Source organism: Streptomyces sp. NBC_01261 (genome assembly GCF_036226385.1).
Classification (GTDB): domain Bacteria; phylum Actinomycetota; class Actinomycetes; order Streptomycetales; family Streptomycetaceae; genus Streptomyces.
Window position 1 is genome coordinate 10,132,476 of record NZ_CP108463.1, and the last position, 16,471, is coordinate 10,148,946.

Genomic DNA, 16,471 nt, shown 5'->3' on the forward strand with positions numbered 1-16,471 from the left:
CGACGTGATCTTCACCGAGAAGGAGATCGAGTACCTGCGGTCCCAGCCGTTCGGACGGCTGGCGACGGTCGGTGCCGAGGGCGACCCGCACGTGGTCCCGGTCGGCCTGCACTACAACCCGGACCTGCACACCATCGACATCGGCGGCATCGGACTCGGCAGGAGCAGGAAGTACCGCGACGTCCGGCACCGGCCGCGGGTCGCCTTCGTCGTGGACGACATCGACCCCGCCGACCCCACGGCACCCCGGGGCATCGAGATCCGCGGCCTCGCCGAGGCACTGGCCGAGGGCGGACGCGCGTTCAACGACCTCGTGGCCGACGAGATGATCCGGATCACCCCGACACGCGTCATCTCCTGGGGCATCGAGAAGAACTGGCAGGCGGGCCCCTTCGCCCGCGCTGTCTCCACCGAGGACCGACCGGACAAGGAAGTGCGATGACAACCGAAGTGGTCCACGAAGCCACCGTGCCCGCGCCCGCGCGCCGGCTCTTCGACCTGGTCGCCGACGTGGTCGCGGCACCCCGGTACTTCGCCACGCACCTGTACGCCGAGATCGTCCGCACCGAGAGCCCCGAACTCGACCTGGTGGCCCGCTGGGTCATCGACAACGGGTCGGCCCGCGGCTGGCGGCTGTGGCGCACCCGCGACACCGAGGCCCTGGTGATCGACTTTCAGCACGAGATCCCCAAGCCGCCGCTGACCCGGATGCTCGGCCGGTGGAGCTTCGAGAGCCTCCCCGCGGGCGGCACCCGGATCAGGGTCGCCCACAACTTCGACCTCGCCCCCGGCACCGACCCGGCCGCGGCCGGCAAGGTACGGCAGCAACTCGACGGCAACGTCCCCGGCCAGCTGGTGAACATCGGCGAACTGGCCGAACGGATCGATCTGTTGCGGCGGAACACCGTCACCAGCACCCGCAGCGTCCGCGTCGACGCGCCCCTGGCCGCGCTCGCGACCCGCACCGCCGAGTCCGTCGCCGACGACACACGCTGGACGAGGCTCCAACTCCCCGACAGTTCCCTGGTGTTCAAGCAACACGCAGGACACGACCCGTACCTCCACTCCTCGACCGGAGTGTTCCGGTTCACCGAGGAGGGCGACGGCACCACGGTCCACCTCACCAGGGCCGACACCATCGCCGTACCCGCGACGGCCGACGAGATCGGCACGGCCCGCAAACAGCTCGACGCCGAGGTCCGCGAACGGCTCGCCGACTGCGCGCGGTTGGGCCCGCGCGCCGCCACCACCGGCTGACACCGCACCCCTCTCCGCACGGGAGGAGACCACGAGACCGGCCCCGGAACCGTCCCATCGGTTCCGGGGCCGAACGACGTACGGTGTCACCCCGTCTCACCCGGGCTTCGCGGCCACCATCACCGTGTCGTTGCCCTTCTCCAGCCTGGTGGCGGACAGGAAGGTGAACCCCGCCCTCTCCACCCAGCCCCGGCAGTCCGGCACGGTGTACTCCGAGCCGCCCGGCGTGATCAGCGCCACGTTCAGACTGCCGATGAGGCTGCGCAGGTCGGGGGAGTCCTCGTCGAGCATCTGGTCGTAGATCACGACGGCACCGCCCGGCGGCAGCGCGGCGTACGCGCGCTCCAGCAACTCCTCGCGCAGGACGCTCGACCAGTCGTGCAGCACATGTCCGAGGACGAGGACGTCGGCCTCGGGCAGGGTGCCCGTGAAGAAGTCGCCCGGGTGGAACACCACCTTGTCGGCGAGGCCGAGTTGCTCCATGTACTCGTCGAAGAAGGGCCGCACGGCGGGGAGTTCGAACACCCCGCCTCTCAAGTGCGGGTGGTGCCGCACCAGATGGGAGGCGACGTTGCCGCGCGCGCCGCCGACATCGACGAAGGACGAGTACGCCGACCAGTCCACCGCCGTCGCCAACTGCGGCCCCACCATGCCGTTGTTGGCGTCCATGTGGACGAGGAAGTTACGGGTCGCCTCCGGGTTGGCGTACAGCGTGGCGAACGCGTCGCCGCCCACCCCCGCCTTGGGGGCGCCGTCCCGCAGCGCGTCGGTCAGCCTGCCCCAGGTGTGGTAATGCCGTTGGGCGGCCGTCCGGATCCGGGCGCCCAGATAGAGCGGACCGCCGGGCACGAGGAACTGCTCGGCGGCCGGCGCGATACGGAACTCGCCCCCGGCCCGTTCGATCAGCCCGAGCGCGCTGACCGCGCCCAGGAAGTCCCGTACGAGACGCGGGTGGAGTTCCAGGCGCCCGCAGATGGCCTCCTGGCCGAGCGGCCCCTCGGCGAGGAGTTCGAACAGACCCACCTCGACGGCGCTGTGCAGGATCCGGGCCTCGGCGTACGAGGCGCTCAGCCGGGCGATCGCCCCGGCGTCGAGGGACGGCGGCCGGGTACTGGTGTCGCTGATGGTCATGGGAGTCCTCCCATCTCTTCCGGAATTCGGATGACGGCCCATGGTCGCGAGGCACGTTCGAGGGATCGTCGAAGTACCGGAGAGCTCCCGGGCGCAGCCGGACACCGGTGCGAAAAGGTCTCTAACGGCGATGGCTACTTTTGCTTCCAACCGGTCCTGCCTGGTCCCGCACTTCCGGAGAACCGACGCCCGCACCACACGCGCGTCCAGCACATCCACGAGAAGGGAGTCCGTCGTGCGCATCGCCGTCACCGGCTCTATCGCCACCGACCATCTGATGGTGTTCCAGGGCCGGTTCACCGACCAGCTGCTCACCGGAAGTCTTGAGAAGGTGTCGCTCTCCTTCCTCGCCGAGGAACTGGAGATCCGGCGCGGCGGAGTGGCCGCGAACATCGCCGTCGGGCTGGGCCGGCTGGGCCTGACGCCCCTGCTCGTCGGCGCCGCGGGCAGCGACTTCGCCGACTACCAGCTGTGGCTCAAGCAGAACGGCGTCGACACCGACTCCGTCACCGTGTCCACCACCCGTCACACGGCACGCTTCGTCTCCACGACCGACAGCGAACAGAACCAGATCGCCACCTTCTACACCGGAGCGATGAGCGAGGCCCGCGAGATCGGCCTCCGCCCGCTGATCGGCCGGGTCGGCCGGCTCGACATGGTCGTCGTCGCACCCAACGACCCCGCCGCCATGCTCCGGCACACCCAGGAGTGCATCGCCCTCGGCATCCCCTTCGCGGCCGACCCCTCCCAGCAACTCGCCCACCTGGGACGCTCCGACGCACGGGAACTGCTCGACCATCCGCAGCTCCTGTTCACCAACGAGTACGAGTCCTCGCTGCTCCAGGAGCGCACCGGCTGGACCGAGCAGCAGGTGCTGGGCCGCACGGACGTCTGGGTGACGACCCTCGGCGCCGACGGCGTCCGCATCCGGCGGGCCGGCCGCCGCCCGGTCACCGTCCCGGCCGTCACCGGTGTCCCGGTCGCCGATCCCACCGGCGTGGGTGACGCCTTCCGCGCCGGGTTCCTCGCCGGCCGCGCCTGGCACACGAGCGCCGAACGCGCGGCCCAACTCGGCTGCGCCCTGGCCACGTTCGCGCTGGAGACCGTCGGTACGCAGGAGTACACCCTGGACCGCACGACACTCCTCGAACGCGTCCGCCGCGCCTACGGCCCCGACGCGGAGGACGACCTCGCCGTACACCTGCCGGCGGACGGCGAGGACGCGGCCCACGGTTCAGCGGCGGGAGACGGCGGATGAGCACACTGCGGGAAACCCTGGCCGCCGGCGGACGGAGCTTCTCGTTCGAGTTCTTCCCGCCGGGGACGGCCGCGGGGGAGCGGACGCTGTGGGACGCGATCCGCAAGGTCGAGGCGCTGTCGCCCACCTTCGTCTCGGTGACCTACGGAGCGGGCGGATCCTCCCGCGACCGCACGGTCGCCCTCACCCGGCGCCTCGCCGCCGAGACGACCCTGCGCCCCGTCGCCCATCTGACCGCGGTCGGCCACTCGGTGACCGAACTCCGGCACATCGTCGGGCAGTACGCCGACGCCGGCATCCGCGATGTGCTCGTCCTGCGCGGAGACCCGCCGGGCGACCCCCGCGGGCCCTGGGTCCGGCACCCCGAGGGCTTCGGGTACGCCCACGAACTGCTCCGGCTGGTCAAGTCGCTCGGCGACTTCACCGTCGGCGTCGCCGCTTTTCCCGAGCGGCATCCGCGGTCACCGGACTGGGACAGCGACATCCGGCACTTCGTGGCCAAGTGCCGGGCCGGCGCCGACTACGCCGTCACGCAGATGTTCTTCCACGTCGAGCACTACCTCCGGCTGCGCGACCGGCTCGACGCGGCGGGCTGCGCCACCCCCGTCATCCCGGAGATCATGCCCGCGACCGACGCCCGGCAGATCCGCCGGTTCGCGGAACTGAGCGACGCCGACTTCCCCGCGGACCTCGCGCACCGCCTGGAGTCCGCGCGACCCGCGGACGCCCACCGCATCGGGGTCGCGTACGCCACCGCCATGGCCGAGCGGCTGCTCGACGAGGGAGCGCCGGGGCTGCACTACATCACCCTCAACCGGTCCACCGCGGCGCTCGACGTCCACCGTGCCGTCCTGGCGACCAGGGGCCTGTCCGCTCGCTGACACCGCCGACGCCGTACCGGGCGGCCGGGACGCCCCGGCCGCCCGCACAGCACGAGGCCCATCGATGCCCGACGGGGGATGTCCGGGCATCGATGGGCCGGTTCGAAGGGCGGGGTCCGGGACCGCAGGGCCTCAGACCACCAGCGACAGACCTCCGTCCACGGTGATGACCTGGCCGTGGATCCAGCCCGCGTCGGCATGGCAGAGCAGGGACACCACGTCGGCGACGTCCTGCGGCGCGGTGAGCCGGCCCGCGGGTGTCCGTGCGGCGAGTCCGGCCAGCACGTCCGGCGGGCCGCCCGTGCCCGGCCCCTTGTCCAGCTTCGAGGTGGACACGGCGTTGACGGTGATGCCCAGCGGCGCGAACTCGACGGCGAGGTAGCGCACGAGACTCTCCAGCGCGGCCTTGGCCAGGCCCTGGGTCGCGTACCGCGGCACCACCCGGCCGGCTCCCGCGCTGCTGACGGCGATGACACGGCCCGCCCGGCCCGCCATCAGCTTCGTCAGCGCGGGCGCCGCGGCCAGCAGCGGACCCACCCCCATGGCGAGGTCGTCGCGCGCACCACGCAGCGTCGTCTCCAGCGTGGCCGAGGGACGCCAGTCGGCGGCGGCGTGCACGAGGACGTCCAGGGCGCCCCAGCGCGCCTGCACCTCGTCGAGCACGTGCCCGATGCCACCCGGCACGGTCAGATCCGCCCTCATCGCCGAGGCGCTGCCCGGCAGCCCGGACAGCGACTCCAGCGCGTGCCCGGCGTCCGTCCCGCTGTGCCCGTACACCAGCAGGACGTCCGCGCCGGACGCGCACAGCTTGCGCGCGACGCACAGACCGATGCCCCGGGTACCGCCCGTCACGACGGCGTAGCGGCTCATCACGGGCCCTCCCTTCCTGTCGGGACGCGGCCTTGCCCGGCCGCGTCCCGACAGGATCGCCGTCGCCCGTCCACGCGATGTCGAAGGGAGGTCGAGGACCCGGCCGCCCCTCCAGCCGCGCGCGATCGCCCTCACCCACGCTGGACGACCTCGGCAGCGGTACGGGGCGACGGCCCGGCGGGGCGTCGCGGAGAAGGGAGCCGCCATGGGCGGGTACGGGACAGTGACGCGGCGGAGTGCGTACGAGCCCCGCTTCGAGGAGGTCGCCGACGGGGTGCACGCCTTCGTGCAGCCGGACGGCGGATGGTGTCTGAGCAACGCCGGAGTGCTGCGGGACAGCGGGACGACCGTGGTGGTGGACACCGCGGCGACCGTCGCGCGCGCCACCCGGCTGCGGGCGGAGACCGATCGGCTCCGGGGCGGGGCACGGCTCGCGGTGGTCAACACCCACCAGCACGGCGACCACACGTTCGGGAACTCCCTCTTCGCGCCGGACGCCCTGTTCATCGCGCACGACACCGCCCGCACCGACATGGAGCGGTCCGGCCTCGGGCTGACCCGGCTGTGGCCCGACGTCCCCTGGGGGGACATCGCCGTCACCCTGCCGCAGCTGACCTACTCGGACCGGCTGACCCTGCACCTGGGCACCGAGGAGGCCCGACTGATCCATCCCGGGCCCGCTCACACCACCGGCGACACCGTGCTCTGGGTACCCGGCCGGAAGGTGCTGTTCACCGGCGACATCGCCATGAACGGCGTGACCCCGTTCTGCCTCATGGGCTCCGTCGAGGGCTCCCTGCGTGCCCTCCGAGACCTGCGCGCACTCGGGGCCACCACCGTGGTGCCGGGCCACGGCCCGGTCTGCGGACCCGAGGTCCTCGACACCTGCGCCCGCTATCTGCGCTGGGTCCAGGAACTCGCCCGGGACGGTGTCTCCGCCGGCCTGTCCCCGCTCGACGTGGCCCGGCAGACCGACCTGGGCGAGTGGGACGCCCTCCTCGACACCGAGCGCCTCGTGCCCAACCTCGTCCGCGCCTACGCCGAACACCGCGGCGGAACACCGGGCGAACCGGTCGACGAGACGGGCGCGTTCGGCCAGATGCTGGAGTTCTACGGCGGGCTGCCCCCGTGCCACGCCTGACGGACCGGCCGGGGCCCACAGCGTTCCTCGAAGAGCTTTCGACGCCCACGGCCCAGACTCCCGGCATCGGTGACGAGAAGGGGCAGTCATGACCACTCTGGAGGACCAGCCGCTGCAGGCCGTCCACGGCCGGGTCGCGGAGCTGGCGGAGATCCGGGCCGGCGCCGCCCGCGGCCCGAGCGAACGGGCCACCGCCGCCCAGCACGCCAAAGGCAAGCTCACCGCCCGCGAACGCCTCGCCCTGCTCTTCGACGACGGCGTGTTCACCGAGGTGGAGGGCTTGCGACGGCACCGGGCGACCGGCTTCGGCCTGGAGGACAGAAGGCCGTACACCGACGGGGTCGTCACCGGCTGGGGTCGGGTCCACGGCCGGGTCGTCTTCGCCTACGCCCACGACTTCCGCATCTTCGGCGGCTCGCTCGGCGAGGCACACGCCGAGAAGATCCACAAGATCATGGACATGGCGTCGGCGGCGGGCGGCCCCCTCGTGGGGCTCTGCGACGGCGCGGGCGCCCGCATCCAGGAGGGCGTCAGCGCCCTCGCCGGATACGGCGGCATCTTCCGGCGCAATGTACGCAACTCCGGAGTCATTCCGCAGATCAGCGTGATCATGGGCCCGTGCGCCGGGGGCGCCGCCTACTCGCCCGCCCTCACCGACTTCGTCTTCATGGTCCGCGAGACCGCGCAGATGTTCATCACCGGCCCGGACGTGATCAAAACGGTGACCGGAGAGACGATCAGCCAGGACGCGCTGGGCGGCGCCGACCCGCACACCACCCTCTCGGGCGTGGCGGGCTTCGCCTACGACGACGAGGCGGACTGCCTGGCCGACGTACGCCACCTGCTGTCGCTGCTCCCCGCGAACAACCGCGAACTCCCCCCGGCGCAGGCCACGTCGGACCCCGCGGACCGGCGTACCGAAGCACTGGCGAGCCTGGTCCCGGCCGATCCGCACCGGCCGTACGACATCCGGCTGGTCATCGAGGAGATCGTCGACGACGGGGAGTACTTCGAGACGCACGCCGCCTGGGCGGCCAACGTGGTCTGCGCCCTCGCCCGGCTCGACGGCCAGGTCGTGGGCATCGTCGCCAACCAGCCCTCCTCGCTGGCCGGCGTCCTCGACATCGGGAGCAGCGAGAAGGCCGCCCGCTTCGTGCAGACCTGCGACGCGTTCAACATCCCGCTGGTGACCCTGGTGGACGTGCCGGGCTTCCTGCCGGGCGTGGACCAGGAACACGGCGGCATCATCCGGCACGGGGCGAAGCTGCTGTACGCGTACTGCAACGCGACCGTTCCCCGCGTCCAGCTGATCCTCCGCAAGGCGTACGGCGGCGCGTACATCGTCATGGACTCGCGCTCCATCGGCTCGGACCTGTCGCTGGCCTGGCCGATCAACGAGATCGCCGTGATGGGCGCGGAAGGCGCCGCCGACGTGATCTTCCGCCGGGAGATCGCCGCCGCCCCCGATCCGGAACTCGCCCGCAAGCAGTACATGGAGGAGTACCGGGCCCAGCTGATGCACCCCTACCACGCCGTCGAGCGCGGCCTCGTCGACGACGTGATCGACCCGGCCGAGACCCGCGCCCGCCTCATCGACGCACTCGCCATGCTCCGCGCGAAGCACGTCGCCCTCCCCAGCCGCAAACACGGGAACCAGCCGCAGTGAGCACCGACGCCCCGCCCGCGCCACTCCTGACCGTACGACGCGGCACCCCGACCCGCACCGAACTCGCCGCCCTGACAGCGGTGTTGGCGATCGCGCTCGGCCGCCGCGCAGCCACGCCCGACGCGTCCGCGGCCCGCCCGGCGCCGGCCCCCTGGTGCCGCCGGGAGGAGCCGGCCCAGCAGTCGGCGGTGAGCTGGTCGGCCGCTCCGCGCGCCATGTCCCGGGGCGTGCCGTGACCGACACGGCGTAGACGTCTTCTTCCCCTCATCGGGTACCGACGGACCCCTCCCGATCACGCCGAGTCCTGCGGCTGACACGATCGGAGTGAGTCAGCGCATCGGATTCCGACAGAGAGGACAGGGAGACACCCATGGGTACTCCACGCGTGAGCAGTACGCCGTTGCCGGGGATCGGTGTCCGGTACGACCTGACGACACGCGAGCGGCGCCGTGTCTCGGTGGTCGCGCACCGGGACGGCGAGCGCACGCTGAACGCGTACCGCACGGACGACCCGGACGCCTGCGCCCTGTCGGTGCGCCTGACCGCGGGGGAGACGACGGCGCTCATCGACGCCCTGCTGCCCTCGCACCACAGCCCGAACCTGCTGTCCACCACCGAACTGGGGCTGGTCGCGGAGCGCGTCCAGCTGTCGGCGCTCTCGTACTGGAACGGCCGCGTGCTGGGCGAGACCCGGATGCGCACCGAGACCGGCGTCTCGATCGTGGCCGTACTGCGCCGGGCCGAGGCCGTGCCGTCTCCTACGCCGGACTTCCGGCTGGCCGGCGGGGACACCCTGATCGTGATCGGCACGCGCGAGGGCGTCGAGTCGGCCGCGGCGATACTCGGGCGGGAGTGAACCGATGCATTCGTCCGCGAGGTTCCTGATCGAGTTCGGCGCGATCATCCTGGCCCTGGGACTGCTGGGCCGGTTCGCCGCGCGCTTCCAGTTCTCCCCGATTCCGCTCTATCTGCTGGCCGGGCTGGCCTTCGGCGAGGGCGGGCTGCTGCCGCTGGGCACGAGCGAGGAGTTCGTCGCCATCGGCGCCGAGATCGGCGTCATCCTGCTGCTGTTGATGCTCGGCCTGGAGTACTCGGCCAGCGATCTCGTCTCCAACCTCAAGACCCAGTACAGCGCGGGACTCGTCGACGCCGCGCTCAACGCGCTCCCGGGCGCGGCCATGGCCCTCCTCCTCGGCTGGGGACCGGTCGCCGCGGTGGTGCTGGCCGGGGTCACCTGGATCTCCTCCTCCGGTGTCATCGCCAAGGTCCTCGGCGACCTGGGCCGCCTCGGCAACCGCGAGACCCCGGTCATCCTCAGCGTCCTGGTCCTGGAAGACCTCTCCATGGCCGTCTACCTCCCGATCATCACCGCCCTGCTGGCCGGCACGGGCCTCGCGGCGGGCAGCCTCACCCTGGCCGTCGCCCTCGGCGCCGCGGCATTCGTCCTGCTCGTCGCGGTCCGCTACGGCCGCCACATCTCCCGTTTCGTCTCCAGCGACGACCCGGAGAAGCTGCTGCTGGTCGTCCTGGGCCTGACCCTGCTGGTCGCCGGACTCGCCCAGCAGCTCCAGGTCTCCGCCGCCGTGGGCGCGTTCCTGGTCGGCATCGCCCTGTCCGGCGAGGCCGCGGAGGGCGCGCACAACCTGCTCTCCCCGCTGCGGGACCTGTTCGCCGCCGTCTTCTTCGTCTTCTTCGGCCTGCACACCGACCCGGCGAGCATCCCGCCGGTCCTGCTGCCCGCGTTGGCACTGGCGGTCGTCACCGCCGGCACGAAGATCGCCACGGGGTACTGGGCGGCCCGGCGCGCGGGGATCTCGGCGAAGGGCCGCTGGCGCGCGGGCGGCACGCTGGTCGCCCGGGGCGAGTTCTCCATCGTCATCGCCGGACTCGCCGTCACCTCCGGCATCGAACCCTCCCTCGGCCCCCTGGCCACGGCGTACGTACTGATCCTGGTCATCGTCGGCCCGCTCACCGCCCGCTACACCGAGCCCCTGGCCACCCTCCTCACCGGGCGGCTACGCAAACCCGCACCCGCGTCCGACACGGCGGACAGCGGACTGGAGAGCGTGGCCGAGGAGCCGCACGAGGTGGGCCAGTGACGGTGTGGACCGTCGGCCACGGGTGAGAGGTGCGGGACTGCCGGACTCCCCGGCCCGTGCTCCGCTTCGCTACCGCTCGTCGGCGGTGCGGATCTTCCATCCGCCTAGAGCGGGGTCGCCGCGTGCAGGAGCAGCAGCAGCGTCACGGCCGAGTTCGCGGAGAGCGTCGCGGACAGGGCGGCACCCGCCGCCGCGCTCCAGAGCGCGAGGCTCACGGCGGTGAAGAGCGGTGGCCAGGTGCGTGCCGGGGGCGGCGGGGCCAGCAGTGCGGCGACCCTACGGGGGAGGGGGCCCGGCGCCGCGAGGGCCGCGAGCGTAGGTGCCGGCGTGCCGCGGGAGACGAGGGCCGCCTTGCCGATCGCGCGGGCGACGACTCTACGGCTGCCGACGGACTGGGCGGCCTCTTCGTCGGCCCAGCGTTCCGTGACGTAGGAGACCGCCGTCCGCAGGGGCAGCAGGAACGGGTTGGCGCGGGCGGCCAGTTGGGCGATCAGCAGGTGGCGGTGGTGCCGGGCGGTGAGGTGGGCCCGCTCGTGGGCGAACAGGGCCCGGCGTTCCCGGGAGTTCAGGCAGCCGAGCAGAGCGGTGGTCACCACGATGCGGTCGCGTGGGCCGCCCGGGAGGGCGTAGGCGTACGGCTCGTCGTCGGGGAGGACCGCGACCGAAGTGGCCCGCAGTTCGGCGAGTGCGGCGTGGGCCCGGCGCCGAACTCGGCAGTGGTGCAGGAGAGTTCGGGCGCAGCCCATGACCACGGCGAGGAGGACGGGAATCGCGGCCTTCCCCACGATCTCGTCGTGGGGCACGCTCTCGCGCACCTCGGGGTCCGACCAGCCGTCCGGCAACGGGTTGCCCGGCAGTTGGGCGGTGCCGACCACCATCAGCAGGCCCAGGCACAGCGTGCTGCACAGGGCCATGACGGCGGCCATCGCGCTCAACAAGGCCGTGGCGGTGCGGGGATGCAGGTGCTGGGTGGCGAGGCGGGCGATCGGCCAGGCCGTCAACGGCAGGACGAGCGGCAGGAAGACGAAGACGCCCACGGGACGTCAGCCCGCCGACTCGTCGGTTGCCTGGTCCAGCAGGTCGCGCAGCAACCGCTCGTCGTCCTCCGGAAGGGCGGTGATGAAACTGGCCAGCACCGCCCGGCGGTCCTGCTCGCGATCGAGCACCTTGCGCATCTTCAACGCGGCGAGTCCCGCCTCGTCCGCGGCCGGCGACCAGGCGAACGAGCGGCCCTCCCGCACCCGGGTCACCGCCTGCTTCTCCAGCAGCCGGCTCAGCACGGTCATCACGGTCGTGTACGCGAGCTCGGCGTCCAGACGCTCCTGCACCCAGGCCGCGGTCACCGGCGCGTCGGCCGTGCGCAGCACGGTGAGCACCTGCGTCTCCAACTCGCCCTGCGCCCGGCGCGGAGGGCGCGGATCCGGCTGCTTCACCACGCTCCGTCCCCTCCTGTATGCCATTGCGCTGTTTCGGGCTCGCGATCGTCCCGTCCATCGTATCGACGCGGTACCGCTCGGCCGCACGGTCCTCGGTCGCACCGTCCCGTCCCCTCGACCATTTCTACAGTGTTGTAGATTTTGGTTCGGGTCCGTGCCGCGGACCGGAACCGTCGGTATGCGTGGAGGAATAAGCCATGGGTGTTTCCCTGTCCAAGGGTGGCAACGTTTCGCTGAGCAAGGAGGCACCGGGGCTTACGGCGGTGCTGGTCGGCCTGGGCTGGGACGTGCGCACCACGACCGGCACCGACTTCGACCTGGACGCCTCGGCGCTGCTGCTCAACGCCTCGGGCAAGGTCATCTCCGACCAGCACTTCGTCTTCTACAACAACCTCAAGAGCCCCGAGGGTTCGGTGGAGCACACCGGCGACAACACCACCGGCGAGGGCGAGGGCGACGACGAGTCCATCAAGGTGGACCTCGCCGCCGTACCCGCCGAGGTCGACAAGATCGTCTTCCCGGTCTCGATCCACGACGGCGAGAACCGTCAGCAGTCCTTCGGCCAGGTCCGCAACGCCTTCATCCGCGTCGTCAACCAGGCCGGCGGCGCCGAACTCGCCCGCTACGACCTCTCCGAGGACGCGTCGACCGAGACCGCGATGGTCTTCGGCGAGCTGTACCGCAACGGCGCGGAGTGGAAGTTCCGTGCGGTGGGCCAGGGGTATGCGTCCGGGCTGGCGGGCATCGCGTCCGACTTCGGGGTGGGTGTCTGAGAACCCTTAGGGGGAGGGCTGGCGTGGGTCGGCCGACCTGGGCAAGGGCCGACGGATCGGCCTGAGCAAGTCGGTTGCCGGCGCCCTGGGTTCGGTACGGATGGGGCTCGGCCGGCGGGTCGCACCGCGCGAGGCTTCCCGGCCGGGCCGGGCCGACCGATCGCCGCGAGATCGACCTGGGCGCTTCGGTGCCGCTCTTCGTCGACGTCGGCCGTGTCCCTGTCCGACCTCCCGACTCCGGGTGTCGGACAGGGCGATGAGGGGAACCGTCCTTCGATGAACAACATACGGTGCACTCAATGCGGTGCGGTGGGGCTGGAGCCGGGCTTCGTCGAGGACTCCGGGCAAGGTGCTCGCGGGTTCGCACGGTGGATCGCGGGCGCCCTTCAGCGAGGCCCGCTCGGCAACGCCAAGAGGATGGGCCGACCGCGTTGGCAGATCGACGCCTATCGTTGTCCGACCTGCGCGCACCTTGAACTGTTCGCCGCCCAGCCGGACTAGGGACCAGCCGGACCAGGGACCAGCCGTCGCCGGACCAGGGCCTGGTCGTCAGGGGCGTCGCGAGTCGTCCTCCTTGAGTGCCCTGGCCTCGCTCTTGAAGATCCGGGTCGCCTTGCCCGCCGAACGCGTCAGCTCCGGCAGCTTCTTGATCCCGAGGACGACCACGACGACGAGAAGGATCACGGCCAGTTCGCTCAAGCCGAACATCAGGTCTGCTTTCTCCCGGGAGCAAGGCCGCTACGGCGTACCGGCCACACGCTTCAATCTACAGTGCTGTAGAAGTCTCCCCCGAGGTGTGATCGTTCAACAACCCCGCCTTTGGGCCCGGTTCGCCCCTCACCGGCCGGCCGGCCTGGTCACACCATGCGGGCGCGGGGAACCAGGGGAATCAAACGTGGCAGCCGGACGCTTCAGGCTGTGTGAAGAAGATAGGTTTTCTCTCCTTTGGTCACTGGTCGCCGAGTCCGCACTCCAAGACCCGGTCCGGCGCCGATTTCCTGCACCAGTCCATCGACCTGGCGGTCGCCGCCGAGGAACTCGGCGTGGACGGCGCGTACTTCCGCGTGCACCACTTCGCGCAGCAGGCGGGCAGCCCGTTCCCGCTGCTGTCGGCCATCGGTGCGCGGACGTCGAAGATCGAGATCGGTACCGGCGTGATCGACATGCGCTACGAGAACCCGCTGTACATGGCCGAGAACGCGGGTGCCGCCGACCTCATCTCCGGCGGCCGACTGCAGCTCGGCATCAGCCGTGGCTCACCGGAGCAGGTGATCGACGGCTGGCGCTACTTCGGTTACGAGCCCGCGGAGGGTGAGACCGGCGCGGACATGGCGCGCCAGCACGCCGAGGCCTTCCTGAAGGTGATCGAGGGCGAGGGCTTCGCGCAGCCGAACCCGCGGCCGATGTTCGCCAACCCGCCGGGCCTGCTGCGCGTCGAGCCGTACTCCGAGGGGCTGCGCGAGCGGATCTGGTGGGGTTCCAGCTCGAACGCGACCGCCGTCTGGGCCGCGAAGCTGGGCATGAACCTGCAGAGCTCGACACTGAAGGACGACGAGACGGGCGAGCCGCTGCACGTCCAGCAGCGCAGGCAGATCGAGGCGTACCGCGAGGCGTACAAGGCGGCGGGCCACACGCGCGAACCGCGGGTGTCGGTCAGCCGCAGCATCTTCGCCCTGACCAACGACATGGACCGGGCCTACTTCGGCAACGACCGCAACTCGCGGGACCAGGTCGGCATGATCGACGACACGACCAGGGCGATCTTCGGACGTTCCTACGCCGCCGAGCCGGAGGTCCTGGTGAAGCAGCTCCAGGAGGACGAAGCCATCCAGGCCGCGGACACCGTGCTGCTGACCGTCCCGAACCAGCTCGGGGTCGACTACAACGCCCATGTACTGGAGAGCATCCTGACCCAGGTGGCACCGGAGCTGGGCTGGCGCTGAGCGCCCTGCCGCCCTGCCTGCGGGGCGGCTCGGGCCGCCGATCAGGAACTCAGGTGCTCGTGCCGCATCTTCCACCCGGCCTTCCGTTTCACCAGCACGTTCGTGCCCCGTCCCTCTCCGGAACGGGGCCGGCCGTCGACCACCCCCGTCCAGAAGAAGCGATACCGGCACACGGCGTGATCGGTGGCCAGGACGACCCACTCAAGATCCCGGACTTCGTACACCTCGTCCTGGATGGCTGCGAAGGTCCGCTCGATTGCTTCCATGATCTCGCTCAGGCCCCGATGGGAACCGTCGGAGAACCAATAGACGGCATCCGCATCGATCAACGGCGCCACGCGATTGATGTCGTGAGTGTTGGTCGCCTGCTCGTACCGCGTCATGAACGCCGTGAGCTCGGCAGCGAGATCCGACATCGGGGCGGCCCCTTCCAGCGCCTAAGTCATGAACAGCCGAAGCCACCAACAACCGTGGCGGGCTTGGAGTTCCTTGTGTTGTGATGGCGACGTGAGTCAGCATGTGGTCTGGTCCGCCTGTCACGCGGGTTCTGAGCACTCCACACGGCGTTCGTTCGTGATCAGCGGGTCGCACTCGACGATTCCCGGCACCGTGTGGACGTCGAACGGTCGGTCCGGGGCAGTCCCGTTGGTGTTGCTGGGGCACGGCGGCAGCGGCCATCGCCACAGCGAGCGAGTCCTGTCGATGGCCGACCGCATCACCTCGTCCGGCTGCGCGGCCGTAGCGATCGACGGTCCGTTCCACGGTGAGCGGGTGGCATCACCTCTCCAACCGGTCGAGTACCAGAGACGGATGGCCGCCGAGGGGATCGGTCGGGTGCTGGATCGCATGGCTGACGACTGGGTCGCCGCGCGCGACCTCCTGGTGGGCGTTGGGACAGCCGACCCGACACGTCAGGCGTACTTCGGGTTGTCCTTGGGCACGCGCCTCGGCCTCGCCGCCGCACGCGCCCTCGGGCCGGGACTGAGGTGCGCGGTGTTCGGAAAGTTCGGCATGGTATCAACCCCCGCTATCCATCCCGGACTTCACGCCCCGCACCGCGTCCTGAACGACGCTTCCGCCATCACCGCACCGATCCTCTTCCACCTGCAATGGGACGACGAGATCTTCCCGCGCTCGGGGCAACTCCAGTTGTTCGACGCCTTCGTGAGCCCCGACAAAGAACTGCTCGGCTTCGCGGGAGGTCACCGGGACACCCCGGAACACGCCTCCGCCATGTGGCACGAATTCATCAACCGCCATATCGCGTAAGCCGATTGCCGAGGTGTCCTAGAGTCGCCGCATGCGGCGAAGGACGGGACTGGCGATGGCCGGGGCAGCGGCGCTGGCCTGGGGTGAGTGGCTGAACTGGCGTTGGTCTCGGGTTCTGGTGGGGAACAGCGAGGGCCCTTCGGAGGCGGTCGTGGTGTTGGGGTACCGGAATCCCCAAGCGACGGCGAACCCGATCAACCGGTGGCGAGTCCGCGCCGGTATCCGCTCCATCGACGCCGACCGTGCGCAGGGGACATGCGTGATCTTCAGCGGCGGCGCACCCGGCAGAGGCGTTGCGGAGGCCCAACTAATGGGCGACTACGCGAAGTTGGTGCTCGGTTTCGACGGGAGGGTGCTTCTGGAGGACCGGAGCACGACGACGTGGGAGAACATCACGAACGTGATCCCACTCCTCGAAGACGTGGACCGCATCAAGATCGTCTCCCAGCCGGCTCATGCGCTCAAGGCCCGTGCGTACTTGCGGCGGCAGCGCCCCGATCTCGCGGCGAGGCTGGTGCGCGCGAACGACTACCGCCCCGGCGAGTGGGTGGTCGTCAAGCCGTTGCTGGCGCTGTACGGACTCTGGGCGCTGCGCGGCCTCAAGCCCGATGAGCGCAAGGTCTCGCTGTCGACAACTGCGCTGCTGCGCAGGGGTGTTCGGCCTCCTGCCGGCGTTGGCTTGACGGCGCCGATCGCCCCTTCTGACGCGGAGTCGTAGCCGGGCCGTAGTCGCCCACTCATCCGTTC

General features: G+C 70.9%; 20 protein-coding genes. 14 read left to right on the forward strand and 6 right to left on the reverse strand.

What is annotated here, in order from left to right:
• Nucleotides 1-4 precede the first annotated feature (4 nt).
• Together OG226_RS44925 and OG226_RS44930 are read left to right on the forward strand one after the other, a co-directional pair.
• Entirely contained in the window at nucleotides 5-442 is a 438-nt protein-coding gene (locus tag OG226_RS44925; RefSeq protein WP_329352353.1) for a PPOX class F420-dependent oxidoreductase, read from the forward strand.
• Nucleotides 439-1,257, forward strand: coding sequence for an aromatase/cyclase (locus OG226_RS44930; protein ID WP_329352354.1), 819 nt, complete (start codon nucleotides 439-441; stop codon nucleotides 1,255-1,257). Before OG226_RS44925 ends, OG226_RS44930 begins: the two co-directional genes overlap by 4 nt.
• A gap of 96 nt (nucleotides 1,258-1,353) precedes the next feature.
• Here OG226_RS44930 and OG226_RS44935 read toward each other — a convergent pair whose 3' ends face one another.
• Entirely contained in the window at nucleotides 1,354-2,388 is a 1,035-nt protein-coding gene (locus OG226_RS44935) for a methyltransferase (protein ID WP_328685269.1), read from the reverse strand.
• A 235-nt stretch (nucleotides 2,389-2,623) separates the two neighbouring features.
• On the opposite strand from OG226_RS44935, the gene OG226_RS44940 reads away from it, so the two are divergent.
• Together OG226_RS44940 and metF are read left to right on the forward strand one after the other, a co-directional pair.
• The gene (locus tag OG226_RS44940; protein ID WP_328685270.1) at nucleotides 2,624-3,646 is read left to right on the forward strand and encodes a carbohydrate kinase family protein; all 1,023 of its coding nucleotides are present in this window, start codon (nucleotides 2,624-2,626) and stop codon (nucleotides 3,644-3,646) included.
• Nucleotides 3,643-4,527 (forward strand): methylenetetrahydrofolate reductase [NAD(P)H], encoded by an 885-nt coding sequence (metF, locus tag OG226_RS44945; protein ID WP_329352355.1) that lies wholly within the window; start codon nucleotides 3,643-3,645, stop codon nucleotides 4,525-4,527. Before OG226_RS44940 ends, metF begins: the two co-directional genes overlap by 4 nt.
• Before the next feature lie 132 nt (nucleotides 4,528-4,659).
• Here the strand turns inward: metF and OG226_RS44950 are convergent, their stop codons facing one another.
• Entirely contained in the window at nucleotides 4,660-5,397 is a 738-nt protein-coding gene (locus OG226_RS44950; protein WP_328685272.1) for an SDR family oxidoreductase, read from the reverse strand.
• A gap of 205 nt (nucleotides 5,398-5,602) precedes the next feature.
• Between OG226_RS44950 and OG226_RS44955 the strand changes: the two genes are divergently transcribed.
• The 5 genes from OG226_RS44955 (at nucleotide 5,603) to OG226_RS44975 (ending at nucleotide 10,303) form a co-directional block, all read left to right on the forward strand.
• Nucleotides 5,603-6,538: an MBL fold metallo-hydrolase gene (locus tag OG226_RS44955; protein ID WP_328685273.1), complete on the forward strand. Its 936-nt coding sequence runs from the start codon at nucleotides 5,603-5,605 to the stop codon at nucleotides 6,536-6,538.
• 88 nt (nucleotides 6,539-6,626) lie between these two features.
• Nucleotides 6,627-8,204, forward strand: a complete 1,578-nt coding sequence (locus OG226_RS44960; protein ID WP_328685274.1) for an acyl-CoA carboxylase subunit beta — start codon at nucleotides 6,627-6,629, stop codon at nucleotides 8,202-8,204.
• On the forward strand, nucleotides 8,201-8,440 hold the full coding sequence (locus OG226_RS44965; protein WP_328685275.1) for an acyl-CoA carboxylase epsilon subunit: 240 nt from the start codon (nucleotides 8,201-8,203) through the stop codon (nucleotides 8,438-8,440). The genes OG226_RS44960 and OG226_RS44965 overlap by 4 nt, the downstream gene beginning before the upstream one ends.
• Before the next feature lie 134 nt (nucleotides 8,441-8,574).
• Complete coding sequence (locus tag OG226_RS44970) at nucleotides 8,575-9,060, forward strand: cation:proton antiporter regulatory subunit (protein WP_328685276.1); 486 nt, start codon at nucleotides 8,575-8,577, stop codon at nucleotides 9,058-9,060.
• A 4-nt stretch (nucleotides 9,061-9,064) separates the two neighbouring features.
• Complete coding sequence (locus OG226_RS44975; protein ID WP_329352356.1) at nucleotides 9,065-10,303, forward strand: cation:proton antiporter; 1,239 nt, start codon at nucleotides 9,065-9,067, stop codon at nucleotides 10,301-10,303.
• A 104-nt stretch (nucleotides 10,304-10,407) separates the two neighbouring features.
• Here OG226_RS44975 and OG226_RS44980 read toward each other — a convergent pair whose 3' ends face one another.
• Nucleotides 10,408-11,340 (reverse strand): M56 family metallopeptidase, encoded by a 933-nt coding sequence (locus tag OG226_RS44980; protein WP_328685278.1) that lies wholly within the window; start codon nucleotides 11,338-11,340, stop codon nucleotides 10,408-10,410.
• Nucleotides 11,341-11,346: 6 nt separating this feature from the next.
• A complete protein-coding gene (locus tag OG226_RS44985) occupies nucleotides 11,347-11,736 on the reverse strand; it encodes a BlaI/MecI/CopY family transcriptional regulator (RefSeq protein ID WP_328686610.1) in 390 nt (129 codons plus the stop codon).
• A 200-nt stretch (nucleotides 11,737-11,936) separates the two neighbouring features.
• On the opposite strand from OG226_RS44985, the gene OG226_RS44990 reads away from it, so the two are divergent.
• The gene (locus OG226_RS44990; RefSeq protein ID WP_328685279.1) at nucleotides 11,937-12,512 is read left to right on the forward strand and encodes a TerD family protein; all 576 of its coding nucleotides are present in this window, start codon (nucleotides 11,937-11,939) and stop codon (nucleotides 12,510-12,512) included.
• Nucleotides 12,513-12,788: 276 nt separating this feature from the next.
• The gene (locus tag OG226_RS44995; RefSeq protein ID WP_329352357.1) at nucleotides 12,789-13,013 is read left to right on the forward strand and encodes a hypothetical protein; all 225 of its coding nucleotides are present in this window, start codon (nucleotides 12,789-12,791) and stop codon (nucleotides 13,011-13,013) included.
• 48 nt (nucleotides 13,014-13,061) lie between these two features.
• Here OG226_RS44995 and OG226_RS45000 read toward each other — a convergent pair whose 3' ends face one another.
• On the reverse strand, nucleotides 13,062-13,220 hold the full coding sequence (locus OG226_RS45000; protein ID WP_019059608.1) for a twin-arginine translocase TatA/TatE family subunit: 159 nt from the start codon (nucleotides 13,218-13,220) through the stop codon (nucleotides 13,062-13,064).
• A gap of 212 nt (nucleotides 13,221-13,432) precedes the next feature.
• On the opposite strand from OG226_RS45000, the gene OG226_RS45005 reads away from it, so the two are divergent.
• Nucleotides 13,433-14,455 (forward strand): LLM class flavin-dependent oxidoreductase, encoded by a 1,023-nt coding sequence (locus OG226_RS45005; protein ID WP_329352358.1) that lies wholly within the window; start codon nucleotides 13,433-13,435, stop codon nucleotides 14,453-14,455.
• A 41-nt stretch (nucleotides 14,456-14,496) separates the two neighbouring features.
• On the opposite strand, the gene OG226_RS45010 is transcribed toward OG226_RS45005, so the two are convergent.
• Nucleotides 14,497-14,871: a YybH family protein gene (locus OG226_RS45010; RefSeq protein WP_328685282.1), complete on the reverse strand. Its 375-nt coding sequence runs from the start codon at nucleotides 14,869-14,871 to the stop codon at nucleotides 14,497-14,499.
• Nucleotides 14,872-14,962: 91 nt separating this feature from the next.
• Here OG226_RS45010 and OG226_RS45015 point away from each other — a divergent pair, with 91 nt between their 5' ends.
• Both OG226_RS45015 and OG226_RS45020 read left to right on the forward strand, forming a co-directional pair.
• Entirely contained in the window at nucleotides 14,963-15,724 is a 762-nt protein-coding gene (locus OG226_RS45015; protein WP_329352359.1) for a dienelactone hydrolase family protein, read from the forward strand.
• A 31-nt stretch (nucleotides 15,725-15,755) separates the two neighbouring features.
• Entirely contained in the window at nucleotides 15,756-16,442 is a 687-nt protein-coding gene (locus OG226_RS45020) for a YdcF family protein (RefSeq protein ID WP_328685284.1), read from the forward strand.
• Nucleotides 16,443-16,471: the final 29 nt, after the last annotated feature.

Bases quoted from the DNA above. Each gene is read 5' to 3' on its own strand.
- OG226_RS44975 (WP_329352356.1), top strand. From the start codon at position 9,065: ATGCATTCGTCCGCGAGGTTCCTGATCGAGTTCGGCGCGATCATCCTG.
- metF (WP_329352355.1), top strand. From the start codon at position 3,643: ATGAGCACACTGCGGGAAACCCTGGCCGCCGGCGGACGGAGCTTCTCG.
- OG226_RS44995 (WP_329352357.1), top strand. From the start codon at position 12,789: ATGAACAACATACGGTGCACTCAATGCGGTGCGGTGGGGCTGGAGCCG.
- OG226_RS44970 (WP_328685276.1), top strand. From the start codon at position 8,575: ATGGGTACTCCACGCGTGAGCAGTACGCCGTTGCCGGGGATCGGTGTC.
- OG226_RS45000 (WP_019059608.1), bottom strand. From the start codon at position 13,220: ATGTTCGGCTTGAGCGAACTGGCCGTGATCCTTCTCGTCGTCGTGGTC.
- OG226_RS44950 (WP_328685272.1), bottom strand. From the start codon at position 5,397: ATGAGCCGCTACGCCGTCGTGACGGGCGGTACCCGGGGCATCGGTCTG.
- OG226_RS44960 (WP_328685274.1), top strand. From the start codon at position 6,627: ATGACCACTCTGGAGGACCAGCCGCTGCAGGCCGTCCACGGCCGGGTC.
- OG226_RS44930 (WP_329352354.1), top strand. From the start codon at position 439: ATGACAACCGAAGTGGTCCACGAAGCCACCGTGCCCGCGCCCGCGCGC.
- OG226_RS44955 (WP_328685273.1), top strand. From the start codon at position 5,603: ATGGGCGGGTACGGGACAGTGACGCGGCGGAGTGCGTACGAGCCCCGC.
- OG226_RS45020 (WP_328685284.1), top strand. From the start codon at position 15,756: ATGCGGCGAAGGACGGGACTGGCGATGGCCGGGGCAGCGGCGCTGGCC.
- OG226_RS45010 (WP_328685282.1), bottom strand. From the start codon at position 14,871: ATGTCGGATCTCGCTGCCGAGCTCACGGCGTTCATGACGCGGTACGAG.
- OG226_RS44990 (WP_328685279.1), top strand. From the start codon at position 11,937: ATGGGTGTTTCCCTGTCCAAGGGTGGCAACGTTTCGCTGAGCAAGGAG.
- OG226_RS44935 (WP_328685269.1), bottom strand. From the start codon at position 2,388: ATGACCATCAGCGACACCAGTACCCGGCCGCCGTCCCTCGACGCCGGG.